General features: G+C 72.0%; 15 protein-coding genes. 8 read left to right on the forward strand and 7 right to left on the reverse strand.

The features are described 5' to 3' along the window. The first annotated feature begins 131 nt into the window (after nucleotides 1-131). Nucleotides 132-1,637, forward strand: a complete 1,506-nt coding sequence (locus ACFWRV_RS22415; RefSeq protein WP_384337206.1) for a glutamate--cysteine ligase — start codon at nucleotides 132-134, stop codon at nucleotides 1,635-1,637. 87 nt (nucleotides 1,638-1,724) lie between these two features. On the opposite strand, the gene ACFWRV_RS22420 is transcribed toward ACFWRV_RS22415, so the two are convergent. After that, entirely contained in the window at nucleotides 1,725-3,518 is a 1,794-nt protein-coding gene (locus ACFWRV_RS22420; protein ID WP_384337208.1) for a substrate-binding and VWA domain-containing protein, read from the reverse strand. A 164-nt stretch (nucleotides 3,519-3,682) separates the two neighbouring features. Between ACFWRV_RS22420 and ACFWRV_RS22425 the strand changes: the two genes are divergently transcribed. Continuing rightward, nucleotides 3,683-4,483: a CPBP family intramembrane glutamic endopeptidase gene (locus tag ACFWRV_RS22425; RefSeq protein ID WP_384337210.1), complete on the forward strand. Its 801-nt coding sequence runs from the start codon at nucleotides 3,683-3,685 to the stop codon at nucleotides 4,481-4,483. Between the two features lie 43 nt (nucleotides 4,484-4,526). Here the strand turns inward: ACFWRV_RS22425 and ACFWRV_RS22430 are convergent, their stop codons facing one another. Beyond that, nucleotides 4,527-5,348 carry a PhzF family phenazine biosynthesis protein gene (locus tag ACFWRV_RS22430; protein ID WP_384337212.1) on the reverse strand — a complete coding sequence of 274 codons (822 nt, stop codon included), beginning with the start codon at nucleotides 5,346-5,348 and terminating at the stop codon, nucleotides 4,527-4,529. Between the two features lie 252 nt (nucleotides 5,349-5,600). On the opposite strand from ACFWRV_RS22430, the gene ACFWRV_RS22435 reads away from it, so the two are divergent. Then, complete coding sequence (locus ACFWRV_RS22435; RefSeq protein WP_384337214.1) at nucleotides 5,601-6,164, forward strand: dihydrofolate reductase family protein; 564 nt, start codon at nucleotides 5,601-5,603, stop codon at nucleotides 6,162-6,164. On the opposite strand, the gene ACFWRV_RS22440 is transcribed toward ACFWRV_RS22435, so the two are convergent. The 3 genes from ACFWRV_RS22440 to ACFWRV_RS22450 all read right to left on the reverse strand — a co-directional run bounded on the left by ACFWRV_RS22440 (nucleotide 6,136) and on the right by ACFWRV_RS22450 (nucleotide 7,399). Continuing rightward, nucleotides 6,136-6,390 carry a hypothetical protein gene (locus ACFWRV_RS22440; protein ID WP_384337216.1) on the reverse strand — a complete coding sequence of 85 codons (255 nt, stop codon included), beginning with the start codon at nucleotides 6,388-6,390 and terminating at the stop codon, nucleotides 6,136-6,138. The two genes, ACFWRV_RS22435 and ACFWRV_RS22440, sit on opposite strands and share 29 nt — an antisense overlap. Continuing rightward, nucleotides 6,374-6,634 (reverse strand): DUF6400 family protein, encoded by a 261-nt coding sequence (locus ACFWRV_RS22445; protein WP_384337218.1) that lies wholly within the window; start codon nucleotides 6,632-6,634, stop codon nucleotides 6,374-6,376. The genes ACFWRV_RS22440 and ACFWRV_RS22445 overlap by 17 nt, the downstream gene beginning before the upstream one ends. A 369-nt stretch (nucleotides 6,635-7,003) precedes the next feature. Continuing rightward, entirely contained in the window at nucleotides 7,004-7,399 is a 396-nt protein-coding gene (locus ACFWRV_RS22450; RefSeq protein WP_384337316.1) for a RidA family protein, read from the reverse strand. Between the two features lie 141 nt (nucleotides 7,400-7,540). On the opposite strand from ACFWRV_RS22450, the gene ACFWRV_RS22455 reads away from it, so the two are divergent. After that, the gene (locus tag ACFWRV_RS22455) at nucleotides 7,541-8,512 is read left to right on the forward strand and encodes a helix-turn-helix transcriptional regulator (protein WP_384337220.1); all 972 of its coding nucleotides are present in this window, start codon (nucleotides 7,541-7,543) and stop codon (nucleotides 8,510-8,512) included. Nucleotides 8,513-8,634: 122 nt separating this feature from the next. Beyond that, on the forward strand, nucleotides 8,635-9,240 hold the full coding sequence (locus tag ACFWRV_RS22460) for a PadR family transcriptional regulator (protein ID WP_384337222.1): 606 nt from the start codon (nucleotides 8,635-8,637) through the stop codon (nucleotides 9,238-9,240). 114 nt (nucleotides 9,241-9,354) lie between these two features. Here the strand turns inward: ACFWRV_RS22460 and ACFWRV_RS22465 are convergent, their stop codons facing one another. Both ACFWRV_RS22465 and ACFWRV_RS22470 read right to left on the reverse strand, forming a co-directional pair. After that, the gene (locus ACFWRV_RS22465) at nucleotides 9,355-9,786 is read right to left on the reverse strand and encodes an SRPBCC family protein (RefSeq protein WP_384337224.1); all 432 of its coding nucleotides are present in this window, start codon (nucleotides 9,784-9,786) and stop codon (nucleotides 9,355-9,357) included. A 79-nt stretch (nucleotides 9,787-9,865) separates the two neighbouring features. Next, nucleotides 9,866-10,060, reverse strand: a complete 195-nt coding sequence (locus ACFWRV_RS22470; protein ID WP_384337226.1) for a hypothetical protein — start codon at nucleotides 10,058-10,060, stop codon at nucleotides 9,866-9,868. A 245-nt stretch (nucleotides 10,061-10,305) separates the two neighbouring features. Here ACFWRV_RS22470 and ACFWRV_RS22475 point away from each other — a divergent pair, with 245 nt between their 5' ends. The 3 genes from ACFWRV_RS22475 (at nucleotide 10,306) to ACFWRV_RS22485 (ending at nucleotide 13,093) form a co-directional block, all read left to right on the forward strand. Next, nucleotides 10,306-10,845, forward strand: coding sequence for a Clp protease N-terminal domain-containing protein (locus tag ACFWRV_RS22475; RefSeq protein WP_384337228.1), 540 nt, complete (start codon nucleotides 10,306-10,308; stop codon nucleotides 10,843-10,845). A gap of 96 nt (nucleotides 10,846-10,941) precedes the next feature. Continuing rightward, complete coding sequence (locus ACFWRV_RS22480) at nucleotides 10,942-11,973, forward strand: DMT family transporter (RefSeq protein WP_384337230.1); 1,032 nt, start codon at nucleotides 10,942-10,944, stop codon at nucleotides 11,971-11,973. Between the two features lie 160 nt (nucleotides 11,974-12,133). Further along, complete coding sequence (locus tag ACFWRV_RS22485; protein WP_384337232.1) at nucleotides 12,134-13,093, forward strand: DMT family transporter; 960 nt, start codon at nucleotides 12,134-12,136, stop codon at nucleotides 13,091-13,093. Nucleotides 13,094-13,233 lie beyond the last annotated feature (140 nt).

Here is a 13,233-nt window from a genome sequence, read left to right on the forward strand (position 1 = left end):
CGGTCTCCTTCAACCAGACTATCGGGTATCGGAGGCCCGTGGGGGCGTTACGGATCACTCTCGCTGGGCATTATCGATCGTGATGCGAGCGGCCTGGGCCGCGGGCCGCCCACGGGAGGAGGGACCCCTCGATGGGGGAGAAGGTCGTGGCGGGAGCCTTTGACCTGTCCGATCGACAGGCGTACCGCACGAAGCTCAACCGGTGCCTGGAGGGGCTGGGCAGACTCCTGGCGGAGCGGAGGTTCGACCGTCCGCGGAACCTGATGGGGCTGGAGATAGAGCTGAATCTCGCGGGTTCCGACGGGATGCCTCGGATGATGAATCAGCAAGTGCTCCAGCGCATCGCGAGCCGGGATTTCCAGACCGAACTGGGGATGTTCAATCTCGAAGTGAATATCGTTCCGCACCGCCTCGGCGGCCGCGTATTCGATCAGCTCTCGGAGGAGTTGCGGACCGGCCTCGCCTATGCCCACCGCAAGGCGGGGGAGGTGGACGCGGGGATCGTGATGATCGGAATCCTGCCCACCTTGGGGGAGCACGACGTGGTCTCCGCGAATCTCTCGGACGTGGACCGCTACACCCTGCTCAACGATCAGATGGCGGCCGCCCGGGGGGAGGAATTCGCCCTGGATATCGAAGGCGTCGAGCGATTGGTCTGCACCTCGCCCTCGATCGCCCCGGAATCGGCCTGCACCTCGGTGCAACTGCATCTCCAGGTGACCCCGGCCAGGTTCGCCGACGTCTGGAACGCCGCCCAGGCGATCACCGGCGTCCAGATCGCGCTGGGCGCCAACGCGCCCTTCCTGTTCGGCAAGGAGCTGTGGCGCGAGTCCCGGCCGCCGCTGTTCCAGCAGGCCACCGACGTACGGCCGCCGGAGCTGGCGAACCAGGGCGTGCGCCCCAGGACCTGGTTCGGGGAGCGCTGGATCGGCTCCGCCCACGAGCTGTTCGAGGAGAACCTGCGCTACTTCCCGCCGCTGCTGCCGATCTGCGACGACGAGGATCCGCTGGAGGTGCTGGACGAGGGCGGGGTGCCCGCGCTGGGCGAGCTGGTGCTGCACAACGGCACCGTCTACCGCTGGAACCGCCCGGTGTACGGGATCGCCGACGGCGTTCCCCATCTGCGGGTGGAGAACCGCGTGCTGCCCGCCGGGCCGACGGTCACCGACGTGATCGCCAACGCCGCCTTCTACTACGGGCTCGTGCGGGCGCTCGCCGAGGAGTCCCGGCCGGTGTGGAGCCGGCTGCCGTTCGAGGCCGCCGAGGAGAATTTCACCGAGGCCTGCCGGCACGGCATCGAGGCCGAGCTGCTCTGGCCGCGCCCGGGTCGCTCCGGCGGGCTGGCCAGGATCCCCGCCGTACAGCTGGTGCGGGAGGAGCTGCTGCCGCTGGCCGCCGCGGGCCTGGACGCCTGGCACATCGAGCCCGCGGACCGGGACCACTATCTCGGCGTGATCGAGGAGCGTTGCAAGCGGCGCGTCAACGGGGCCTCCTGGCAGGTCGCCACGTACGACCGGGCCCTGGAGGCCGGGCTCGGGCGGGAGGCGGCACTCGCGGCCATGACACGGCGCTACGCGGAGCTGATGCACGCCGGGGAGCCGGTGCACACCTGGCCGGTGGGCTTCCCGGCGCCCTGAGGGCCCCGCTCGCGGGTGAGTGACGGGGCCGGCCCGTGGCCCCGTCACCGCTGTGCGGCGTGCGGCCCGGGGGATCTCCGGGAACCGTCACTCCTGTGCGGCGCGGCCGTTCTGGCCCGCCGCCATGATGGCCTGGAGGATCACCGCCTGGATCTCCGCCGGGTCGCTCACCTCGTAGCCGTCGCCGCCGGTGACCCGGGCGATCTCGGCGACCTCGTCGCGGTCCGCGTCCGGGCCCACCGCGATCGCGATGACCGGGACGGGGCGCTCCGGGTCGACGAGTTCCTTCAGCTCCGCTACGAGCCCGCTGCGCGAGATGCTGTTCGTGTCCTGGTTGGAGCCGTCGGTGAGAATCACCAGGGCGTTGAACTTGCCCTTCACATACGTCGACCGGGCCTCCTTGTACGAGGCCAGCGTCGTGTCGTACAGCCCCGTCGCGCCGCCGGGCACCGGCCGCAGCCCCGCGAACGCGGCCGTGAGTCTCTCCCGGTGGGTGCCACCGCCCTCGGCCGGGTCGCCGAGCCGTTCCGTCTCCATGAGCCGCCGGTAGTCCTTCTCGCCGTCCAGCGTGGTGGCGAACTCCCACAGCCCGATCTCGTCGTCCGGGGTGAACTGGCCCAGCGCCTGGATCAGCGACTCCTTGGTGACGTCCATCCGGGACTGGTTCCGGCCCGGCACGAGGGTCGCCATGGAGCCGGAGGCGTCGACCACCGTGGTCAGCCGGGCGCTCTGCACGGTGATCGTCCACATCCCGAGCGTCTCCTGGAGTTCCTCGGTCGAGGGAGCCTCGGCGACCGGTTCGGCGTACGGCTGGGGCTTTCGGCCGCCGGCCGCCGCGACGAGGGAGTCCTTCGCGGTCCCGTCGCCGGCCCGGAACCCGTGCCGGGCGAAGGTGGCCTGAGCCTTCGCGTCGCCCAGAAGGTTCATGAAGCGCAGGGCCGCGCGGGACTCCGCGGTGCTCAGCCGCACCTCGTTCACCAGCGTGTACGGGTAGTCCAGCAGCACGGTGCCGTCCTTCGGGTAGAAGAGGTCCAGCCTGCCGGCGCCGGTCGCCTCCGCGTTGTGCGCGAAAGCCGCCTGCTCGGAGATCAGGACCGCTTGGTTGCGCTTCGGATTGCCCTCCTCGGCCCCGGACGTGCTCCGTGCGAGGGTCTCCAGCACGTGGGCATCGCCGTCCGACATCCGCTCGGCGAGCACCTTCGCGGTCTGGGCGACCCGGGTGTCGCTGTCCCCGCCCTGCCGCGCGGACGAGGCGCCGATGCCGGCGAGCGCCAGCAGCCCGGTGGCGCTGCGCGCCGGGTCCGCGGCGCCGAGGCGCACCCGGTCCGAACCGAGAGTCCCGGCTACCAGCTCGGCCCAGGTGTACGTCTTCCCGGGCCAGCCCAGCGACCGTGAGGCGGACGGCACCATGGCCAGCGCCACCGGAGAGGAGGCCACCGAATCGGACGGGGAGACGGGAACGCCCTCGCCCAGCCCCTTGGCCCGCTCCAGCCACAGGTCGGAGTCGGGCAGCCAGACCTGGAAGTCGGGTTCCGCGTCGCCCGCCGCGAGGGCTTCGGCGACCTTGTGCGCGTCCCGGGCCAGCACCTCCACCGCGAGGCAGCGCCCGTCGGCCTTCACCTCGTCCGCGCGGGCCTGCTCGGCCATGGAGCGTACGGCGGGGGCGATGTCCGGGGACGCGACCACGGACAGGTGCACGGCGGAGTCCTCGCAGGACTCGGAGAACGACAACAGACCGCCCTTGGCCGCTACCGCCGTTCCCGTCGCCACGGCGAGGACGAGCACGGTGGCGATGACGACCGTACGGCGTCGGCGCCGGGTGCTCGGGCGGTCCCGGCGTCCCTCCGCCGCGTAGCCGTCGGGCAAGCTATGACGTCCCATGTCGGTGGTGCCCCTCCTTGAGGATGAAACAAGGAAAAGGGGGCCCCGACCATCAGTGATGGTGGTCGTCCCCCGGCCTGTCACGCATGATCTTCGTACCTGTATTCGAGACCCTAGCGGGACGGTCGGTGGGATGAGACGCGATTGCAGAACAAAAGGCAGGTGTGCAGGTGGAGGCCGGGCGCGTGGCTGATTCTTTTCCCCAAGAGGCCGTGTCACGAAGGATCTTGCGGTCCGAGGTGGTGCTGGTCCTGGCGCTCTCCCTGGGTGCGAGCGCACTGTCGGCCCTCATCAGTTTCATCGGATCACTGACGAAACCGGGAGGATTGAAGGACCAGGCGGCGACACTCAACGGCTCGTACGCTCCGGGCCGCCCATGGCTTGATCTGGCATGGCAAATGTTCGGGATCGCAACGGCTCTGGTGCCGGTCGCGCTGGTCGCGCATCTGCTGATCCGGGAGGGTGCGGGCCTGCGGGCCATCGGCTTCGACCGGGCCAGGCCCTGGTTCGACCTCGGCCGGGGAACCCTGGTCGCGGCCGGCATCGGCAGCGCGGGCCTCGCCTTCTACCTCGTGGCCCGCGCCACCGGATTCAACCTGACGGTCGTTCCCGAATCCCTGCCCGAGGTCTGGTGGAAATTCCCCGTACTGATCCTCTCGGCGATCCAGAACTCCGTGGTGGAGGAGGTCATCGTCGTCGGGTATCTGCTGCGCAGGCTCGGGCAGTTGGGCTGGACGCCGATGGCCGCCCTGGTGGCCAGCTCCGTGCTGCGCGGGTCGTACCACCTGTACCAGGGGATCGGCGGCTTCATCGGCAACGTGGTGATGGGCGTCGTCTTCGTGCTGCTCTACCGGCGCTGGGGCCGGGTCGGGCCGCTGGTCGTCGCGCACGCGCTCCTGGACATCGGGGCGTTCGTCGGTTACGCCCTGCTCGCGGGCCGGGTCGACTGGCTGCCGACGCCCTGAGCACCATGCCGTGTGGGGGGTGGACTCCAAGCGGGCCCCGTCGTCAGAGGGCGGTGAGCAGTTCTCCGTCGATCACCGTGACCGCGGTGCCGGTCAGCAGGGTGCGCTCGCCGCGCAGCGCGGTGCGGACCAGCCCCGAGCGGGCGGACGCCTGCAGTCCGGTGAGGTCGTCGCGGCCGAGGCGGGCCGACCAGAAGGGGGCCAGCGCGGTATGGGCGCTGCCGGTGACCGGGTCCTCGTCGATGCCGACGCCCGGGAAGAAGCCGCGCGAGACGTAGTCGTAGCCCCGGGCGGGGTCATCGGCCGCGGCGGTGGCGATGACGCCGCGCCGGGAGTGGGCCACCAGGGCCGCGAAGTCCGGGGCGAGCGCCCGCACGGTCGCCTCGTCGCGGAGCTCGACGAGCAGGTCGCCGATGTGCTCGCCGGTGTCGTGCACCGAGACGGGGTCCGCCCCGAGGGCGTCGGCGAGGCCGTACGGCACCGGCTCCTCGGTCAGCGGGGAGGTCGGGAAATCGAGGGTGAGGGAGCCGTCCGGGTGGGCGGTCGCGGTCAGGGTCCCGCAGCGCGCGGCGAAGCGCACCGGGCCGGTGGCCAGACCCGTGGTGTGCAGGACGTGGGCGGTGGCGAGCGTCGCGTGCCCGCACATGTCCACCTCGGTGGCCGGGGTGAACCAGCGCAGCGCCCAGTCGGCCGTGCCGCCCGGCGGCATCGGGTGGGCGAAGGCCGTCTCGGAGAGGTTGACCTCGGCGGCGATCTCCTGAAGGCGTTCGGCCGCGGGGAACGCGCCGCCCTCCAGCAGAAGCACGCCGGCGGGGTTTCCGGAGAAGGGGCGGTCGGTGAACGCGTCGACGATGCGAATCCTCATGAGGCGACCGTAGATCGCCCGCGCGGAGACGGACCAAGGCCAATTCCGGGTGTCTGGCCCCTGCCCGTCACGCCGCGGGCGCGCGCCGCGTCCGCCCGGGGGTCGCTGCCCGCCCACCGCTGCCCGGGCCGCCGCGTCCGGAGGGGATCGGTCGCTCACCGATGACTCCCCGGGCCCGGGGGAGTCACCAGAGAGGAGAACGTACGCTCCCGGCATCGGAGGGCGTACCCACCGAGTACGGGAGAGAGTGGCATGCGCACCCTTGCGATCACCCAGAACATCACCGTCGACGGCGCGGTCGAAATGATCACCGACTGGTTCGATCCCCAGGGCCAGGCGCGCGAAGACATGAGCGACGTCCTGGAGGAGAGCCACCGGCAGGACGACCGTGCCGACGCGCTGCTCCTCGGGCGGCGGACGTTCGAGGACTTCCGCGGCTACTGGCCGCTGCAGACCGAGGACCCCACGGGCATCACCGCCTACCTCGACCGGGTCGCCAAGTACGTCGTCTCCGGTACCCTCACCGACCCCGGATGGCAGAACTCGACGGTGCTGAAGGGCGATCCCGTCGAGGAGGTGCGCCGGCTCAAGGCCGAGGAGGGCGGCAAGGACATCGTCGTCACCGGCAGCATCACCCTGGCGCACACACTGATCGCGGCCGGGCTGGTCGACGAGTACCGCCTCTTCGTCTACCCCACTGTCCAGGGCCGCGGGAAGGGCCTGTTCCCCGACGGCTACGAGGTTCCCCGGCTGCGGCTCCTGGAGTCGAGGGCGTTCCGCAGTGGGATCACCCTGCAGCGGTACGCCCCGGCCTGAGCTCGGCCGGCGTCCGGCCGGGCCGGGTGTCGAGCGACCAGGTGTGCGTGCAGCCGGGGCACTGGAGGTGCAGGACCGGACCCTTGTTCGAGATCAGGTAGCGCCAGTGCTCGCCGCAGGTGCGCCGGTCCGCGCAGGTCGCGCAGTGGCGGGCGTCGTCGCAGGCGGGACAGGCCACCCAGGCGCGGCGGGCGTGGTCCGCCTGCGGATCAACGGGCAGCCGCACGGCCCGGATCCTCGTCCGGCAGGACACCGGCGGCCACCAGCCGGTCGTAGGTGCGCTGCTGATCCGCGTCCAGGCCCGAGTAGAGCAGGGCGTAGGCCTCGTTCTCGCTGCGGAGGGCGGCCGCCGGATCCCAGTCGGGCCCCAGCGCGGCGACGACCTCGGCCCGTCGTCGCGCTTCCTCGAAGGTCAGGTCGATGGTGAAGGGGATGAGGTCGGCTGTTCTGTCCTGCCTGTCCTGATGCATGGCCACGCTTCCGGTGTGGGGGGTGAAACCTCACCATCTGTACCAGGCCCACGCGGGGCCAGGGAAGGGTGACCTAAGTCGCCCGACCGGGCTTCTGTCCCGCCGCCCAGGAACCGCGTCCTCGGATCGGCGGGCGAGGACGGGCGGTTGTCCGTACGGGGGCCGCGGAGGCCGCCCCGGTCCGCGCGCGCCGCTGTGGCGCACCTCATGGCCATGGTGGCCGCGAAGGAGAACGGGAAGGCGGGCCGAGGCGAGGTGCACGGCTCGCGGCCAGGGGTTTCCGGCCACGAAGCGAGGGCCCGGTGGCGCGGGAGGTCCCGGCCGTCCGCACGGCTCGGCCGCATGAGCCGTACGGACAGGGGAGCCGCGTCACGCGACGGCGGTGCCCTCCAGCTCGACCAGCAGCCCGGGGACCGCCAGTCGCGTCACCCCGAGCAGGGTGCTGGCCGGCGCCACCCCGGCCGCGCCCAGCCGGCCCGCCAGCCCGCCGTAGTGCTGGAGGAGCAGATCGACGTCGGTCGTGCAGACGTTGAGGCGGACGAGGTCGGCGAGCGACATGCCCGCCTCGCTCAGGACGGCCTCCAGGTTGTCGATGCTCAGCGCCAGCTGCGCAGCCATGTCGCCTTCGTGCTGGGGCTTCCCGTCGGCGCTCGTCGCGGTCTGCCCCGAGATGTACAGGGTCCGGGACTGCCCGGAGACGACTTCACCCTGGTTGAACCCCACATCCAGCGACCAGGTCACCGGGTTGACGGCCGTTCGTTCCACTGCCACTTCAGCTCCACTCGGTTCGATTCGCGAGGATGACGTACGTCCTTCGGCTCGGCGGCCGCCGGCTTCGACGTCGTACAGGGGAGCCTTCCAACGAATCACGACACCCTTGGTCACGTATTTCGCTACGGTTCCCGCATGCGCGCCGACCGACTGGTCTCGCTGGTACTGCTGTTGCGCCAGCGCGGCCGGCTGACCGCCGACACGCTGGCCCGCGAGCTGGAGGTGTCCACCCGGACCGTGCTGCGCGACATCGAGGCGCTGTCCGCGGCCGGCGTCCCCGTCTACGCCGAACGCGGCCGGCACGGCGGGTTCGCGCTGCTGCCCGGCTTCCGGACCGAGCTCACCGGGCTGAACCACGACGAGGCCCTCGCCCTGCTGGCCGCCGGATCGGGGCGCGGGGACCAGGTGTTCGGCCTCGGGTCCGCGCTCGCCTCGGCCATGCGGAAGGTGGTCGACGCGCTGCCCGAGAGCCATCAGGCCGCCGCGGGCGACGCGGCCAGGCGCTTTCTCGTCGACCCGGAGACCGACCTGCTCTCCCGCCGCCCGGTCGCCGACGAGGTGCCCGGCGCCACCATGATCGCGGTCCGCCGCGCCGTGCTCGCCGGGCACAAGCTGCGGATCCACTACGCGGCCACGGGCGAGGCCCCGCGGTGGCGCACGGTGGACCCGATCGGCCTGGTCACCGTGCGGGACCGGGGTTATCTGCTGGCCACGAGATCCGGCGCGGACCGCACCTACCGGCTGTCACGCGTGCTGGCCGCCGAGGAACTTCCCGAAGCGGCACAGCGGCCGGACCGGGTCGACCTGGACCGGATCTGGCGGGAGCGCACCGCGCGGTTCCTCTCCGACGACCACATCACCGCGCTGGTCCGCGTGAGCCCGATGCGGCGCGAGGAGCTGTTGGGCACCGTGACGGCCGTACGCGCCGAGGGCCCCGACGTGGACGGCTGGTCGCGGCTGGAGGTCACCTTCCAGGATGCCCGGCACGCCGAATGGGCTCTGTGGCAGCTCGGCGCGGACGCGGAAGCTCTGGCGCCACAGTCCTTGCGCAGCGCCCTGCGCGACCGCGCCGCCACGATCGCCGCCCTCTACGCGGACCCGTCCTGACGGCAGGTCTTCGCCACCGGTGAGCCACCGGTCCGGGCCTTCTGTCGTCCGTCTTGTCATCCGATAGTTTCCGATATATCGTTGACGCATCGCGACAGATCAATGATGGAAGGAGCGTAGAGATGCGTTCACACGGACATGGATACGAGCACGGGCCGGGGCGCTACGGGCCCGGTCATCAGGGTCGGGGCGAGGGCGACGGCCGGCGGGCTGCTTTCGGGCCGTTCGGGCCGCCGTTCGGTGGTGGTCCCTTCGGGGGCGGACGCGGTCGGGGCGGCGGTCGGGGACGGGCGCGGCGCGGTGACGTGCGGGCGTCGATCCTGGCCCTGCTGAAGGATCGCCCGATGCACGGTTACGAGATGATTCAGGAGATCGGCGAGCGCAGCGGCGGGGCCTGGCGGCCCAGTCCGGGCTCCGTCTACCCGACGCTCCAGCTGCTGGAGGACGAGGGGCTGATCATCAGCGCCAGCGAGGGCGGCAAGAAGCTGTTCACGCTCACCGAATCCGGGCGGAGCGAGGCCGAGACCGGCCCGGAGGCTCCGTGGGAGGAGGCCGGGCGCGGTGTGGACTGGGAGGGCGTCAACGAGATCCGGCAGGCCGGATTCGGTCTGATGGAGGCGTTCGGGCAGGTCTGGAAGACCGGCTCGGCCGATCAGCGGCAGAAGGCGCTGACGGTCATCAACGACGCGCGCAAGAAGCTCTACCTGATCCTCGCCGACGAGCACTGAGCCATCGGGACGGCGGGCGGGACGTGAAGGTCGGCCGTGAGCGGATGGTGGCCTTGCGTCAAAGGCCCCGCGGGATCCATCCCGCGGGGCCTCTCGCGTACCGCGCGGGCGACGTCACGGGGCCACGAGCCCGCCCAGCTTCCGCAGCGACTCCTGAAGTGCCGCTGTCGCGGAGTCCTTGAGCTTGCCGCCCATCAGCGAGACCGCCGCGCCGGTGAACCCACCCTCGATACGCATCGTCGTGGCGTCGCCCTCCGGGGTCAGGGAGTACCGCATGGCCAGGCTGACCTGCATCGGGCCCTTACCCCGGGTCGCCAGCAGGCGGCCCTCCTCCAGGCCGTCGACCGTCCAGGTCACCTCGGCCGGGAAGCCCATGAGCTTCATGTTCTCCTCGTAGGCGGCCCCGAGCTTCAGCTCGGCCGGACCGCCCCCCGGGAAGCTGGTGTGGGTGGCGTTCCACTCCCCGTACGACGAGAAGTCCGTCAGGCGGTCCCAGACCTTCGCGGCGGGTGCCTCGATGCGTGCCTCGGCGCTGACTTCAGCCATGCGACCACCCCTGGTTCGTCCGGTATCGGTGTCGCGGAACGTAGCGGGGGCCGTGCCAACATTCAATACTGATGAACTGTCAGATCTGTTGGGGCTGCCGGTTCCGCCAGATCACCGCGGCGTCGAAGCTGTCCGACGCGCGGGGGTGGGGGCCGTCGTCATGGCAGTGGAAGGCCGTCCAGAAGAGATCGGCGGGCCGGGCGTCGTCGGGTGCGTACACGCGGTAGACGTACTGCAGCCCGTCCTGGGCGAGCAGGGCGACCATCCAGAACACCCGTTTCCTCCCCTTCCGTCCCAGCCGTGTCTGTCGTGGCGTGAGGGACGTGCGCGCGGGGGGCCGCGGTTGCCGCGAGGCGTGCGATGCAAGGCGGCGCGCGCCCCGGACCCCTCATGGTTGTGCCCCCGGCACGATCTCATCCGCAAGGATGACGGACCGCTCCGCTGTCCCCAACTTCGGTGGGATGCCCGATAGGTCGCTCCGGCGATGCCTTTCGGCCCCGGAACTGATGGGGTAGAGGTGTGCAAAACCGGACGCCGCGGATACCTGAACAGCCCGCACCGAACCAACCCGAACTCGATGCCCGCTTCACCGTCGAACTGGCATCGGTGCTGACGGGCGCGCGCAGGCGTGCGCTGCGCGACGGGGACCGCCAGATCGACACGGCCCACCTCCTGCATTCGCTGATCGAGACGGACCCCGCGGTTCGCGAGGCCTTCGACGCTGGCCCCCAACTGGCCAGAGTGCTCGGCTATCTCGTCCAGCGCAGCATCGGCTACGGACTCCGCTGGCAGGGCTCCGTCGAGGACTCCGGGGCCGTTCCGGTGGTGCGGGACCCGGCCGCCGACGGCTGGTCGCCGTCGGCCCTGGCCGCGCTGGAGGACGCGCTGTACCGTGCGGCGTCGCGCGGTGAGGCGCGGGTGGCCGGTCTCGATCTGCTCGCCGCGCTGGCCGCCGACGCCGATTCGCGTGCGGTGGAGGTGCTCGCCCGCGGGGGTGTGGACGCGCGGTGGCTGGCGGACCGGACGGCCGCGCTCACGGCCGAGGAGCCGCGGCCGTGACCGTGCCCGCGGTCGAGGAGGCGCGGCGCGGCGGGGGTCCGTCTCGACAGGTGTCACGGGGATGACGCTGCTGTCGACTGCTGCCATGATGTGCCGATGCACGCGTCTTCGGGGTTTCAGGGCAGAAGCGCCGGGCTGGGTCTCGCCCTGCTCTCGGCCTTTGCGTTCGGCGGTTCGGGAGTGGCGGCCAAGCCGCTGATCGAGGCGGGGCTCGACCCGCTGCACGTGGTGTGGCTGCGCGTCACGGGCGCCGCCGTCATCATGCTGCCGGTCGCCTGGCGCCACCGGAACCTCGTCACGGAACGCCCCGCCCTGCTCGCCGGGTTCGGCCTCTTCGCGGTGGCCGGGGTCCAGGCCTTCTACTTCGCGTCGATCTCCCGTATCCCGGTCGGTGTGGCGCTTCTGGTGGAATACCTGGCGCCCGCACTGGTCCTCGGCTGGGTCCGCTTCGTGCAGCGCAGGCCCGTCACCCGGGCCGCCGCCGTCGGTGTGGTGCTGGCGGTCGGCGGACTCGCGTGTGTCGTCGAGGTCTGGGCCGGACTCAGCTTCGATCTCCTCGGACTGCTGCTCGCCCTCGGCGCCGCCTGTTGCCAGGTGGGGTACTTCGTCCTCTCCGACCACGGCGGACAGGACGGCCGGGACGGCGAGGGCAAGCACGCCGAGCCCCCGCACCCCGTCGGCGTCATCGCGTACGGACTGATCGTCGGCTCGGCCGTCCTCACCGTCGTCGCCCGCCCCTGGGGCATGGACTGGGCGCTGCTCGGCGGCAGCGCGGGCATGAACGGCAACGAGGTCCCCGCCTGGCTGCTGCTCGGCTGGATCGTGCTGCTCGCCACCGTGCTCGCGTACGTCACCGGGGTCGTCTCGGTCCGGATGCTCTCGCCCCAGGTGGCCGGGGTCGTCGCCTGCCTCGAAGCGGTCATCGCGACCGGACTGGCCTGGGTGCTCCTCGGCGAGCATCTTTCGGCGCCGCAGCTCATCGGCGGATTCGTCGTGCTGACCGGTGCGTTCATCGCCCAGTCCGCCGCGCCGAAGCCGCCCTCGGGTCCGGTCGCCGCCGGGGCCGGCACCGGGGCGGTGGCCGGTCCGGTCGAGGGGGAGTTGTCCAACGATCGGGCCCCGCATTAGTGTGCTGAACATGCATCTGACTGTGCTGCCGCCGCCTGTCGCCTAGCGCGCGCGGCCGTTCCTGACGAAGACCGGGCTCGGGCAGTCCCCGAGCGGTTCGTCGCTGCCCGCGTGCGGAGCCGAGCGACCCACCACCCTGTTCTTCTTCTGGAGAAGTCACATGTCCATCCCTGTCTCATCCGCGCTGCCCGTCGGGCGGAGCCTGCTGTATCTCGTCGTCGCCGGAGTCGCCTGGGGCACCGCCGGCGCAGCCGCGTCCCTGGTCTTCCGCATCAGCGATCTCGGCCCCCTCGCCCTGTCGTTCTGGCGCTGCGTGGGCGGTCTCGTCCTGCTCGCCGGAGCGCTCGCGCTGCGCCCCCGCCGCGCGCCCCGGGAACCCGAGCCCCGGCGCCGCCGGCTGCTCCGCATCCTCGGCACCGGCATCGGGCTCACCGTCTTCCAGAGCGCGTACTTCGCGGCGGTCGAGGTGACCGGCCTCGCCGTCGGCACCGTCGTCACGCTCGGCGCCGGGCCCGTCCTGATCGCCGTCGGGGGGCGCCTGCTGCTGGGCGAACGTCTCGGCAGCGGCGGCCTGGCCGCCGTGACCGGCGCGCTGGCCGGGCTCGCCGTGCTGGTCCTGGGCGGCGAGGGCGGCGACGTCGTACCGGCCGGGGTGCTGCTCGCGCTGGTGTCCGCCTCCGGGTACGCGGCGATCACCCTGCTCACCCGGTGGCTCGGGCGGGACGGCGGCGGCGGTGACGCGCTGACCACCAGCGCCTGGGCGTTCGGCATCGGAGCGGTGGGCCTGCTGCCCATGGCCATGGCCGAGGGGCTGGTGCCGCACACCGCGGAGACCGGGCAGGTGCTGTGGCTGATGGTCTACGTGGCGGCGATCCCCACGGCGCTCGCCTACGCGCTGTACTTCGCCGGAGCGGCCGCCGTCCGAGCGGCCACCGTCTCCGTGATCATGCTCCTGGAGCCGGTGAGCGCGGCCGTCATCGCGGTGACCGTCCTGGGGGAGCGGCTGACGGCGGCCACGGTCCTCGGCACGCTGCTCCTGCTGACCGCCGTGGCCGGACTGGCCCTCGCGGAGGCGCGCGGCGCGGCGGCCGCCCGCCGGAAGGAGCCCGTGGCGGTCTGACGGGACCTGCCGGATGAGGTGGGCGGGGGCCGCGGCGGCGTTGGCCGTGCGGCCTCCGCGCGGTGGGGCCGCGGCGGCCCAGGCCCCCGGTCCTGCCGGTCTCCGCGCGGTGGCCACGGCTGTGCGGTGGCCACGGCCGC

It is taken from the genome of Streptomyces sp. NPDC058576, from assembly GCF_042718715.1.
Taxonomy (GTDB): Bacteria; Actinomycetota; Actinomycetes; order Streptomycetales; family Streptomycetaceae; genus Streptomyces.

What these genes read in the sequence shown, in the direction of transcription:
- ACFWRV_RS22445 (WP_384337218.1), bottom strand. Translation starts at nt 6,634, where the DNA reads ATGCATCAGGACAGGCAGGACAGAACAGCCGACCTCATCCCCTTCACC.
- ACFWRV_RS22435 (WP_384337214.1), top strand. Translation starts at nt 5,601, where the DNA reads ATGCGCACCCTTGCGATCACCCAGAACATCACCGTCGACGGCGCGGTC.
- ACFWRV_RS22460 (WP_384337222.1), top strand. Translation starts at nt 8,635, where the DNA reads ATGCGTTCACACGGACATGGATACGAGCACGGGCCGGGGCGCTACGGG.
- ACFWRV_RS22420 (WP_384337208.1), bottom strand. Translation starts at nt 3,518, where the DNA reads ATGGGACGTCATAGCTTGCCCGACGGCTACGCGGCGGAGGGACGCCGG.
- ACFWRV_RS22415 (WP_384337206.1), top strand. Translation starts at nt 132, where the DNA reads ATGGGGGAGAAGGTCGTGGCGGGAGCCTTTGACCTGTCCGATCGACAG.
- ACFWRV_RS22465 (WP_384337224.1), bottom strand. Translation starts at nt 9,786, where the DNA reads ATGGCTGAAGTCAGCGCCGAGGCACGCATCGAGGCACCCGCCGCGAAG.
- ACFWRV_RS22485 (WP_384337232.1), top strand. Translation starts at nt 12,134, where the DNA reads ATGTCCATCCCTGTCTCATCCGCGCTGCCCGTCGGGCGGAGCCTGCTG.
- ACFWRV_RS22455 (WP_384337220.1), top strand. Translation starts at nt 7,541, where the DNA reads ATGCGCGCCGACCGACTGGTCTCGCTGGTACTGCTGTTGCGCCAGCGC.
- ACFWRV_RS22480 (WP_384337230.1), top strand. Translation starts at nt 10,942, where the DNA reads ATGCACGCGTCTTCGGGGTTTCAGGGCAGAAGCGCCGGGCTGGGTCTC.
- ACFWRV_RS22430 (WP_384337212.1), bottom strand. Translation starts at nt 5,348, where the DNA reads ATGAGGATTCGCATCGTCGACGCGTTCACCGACCGCCCCTTCTCCGGA.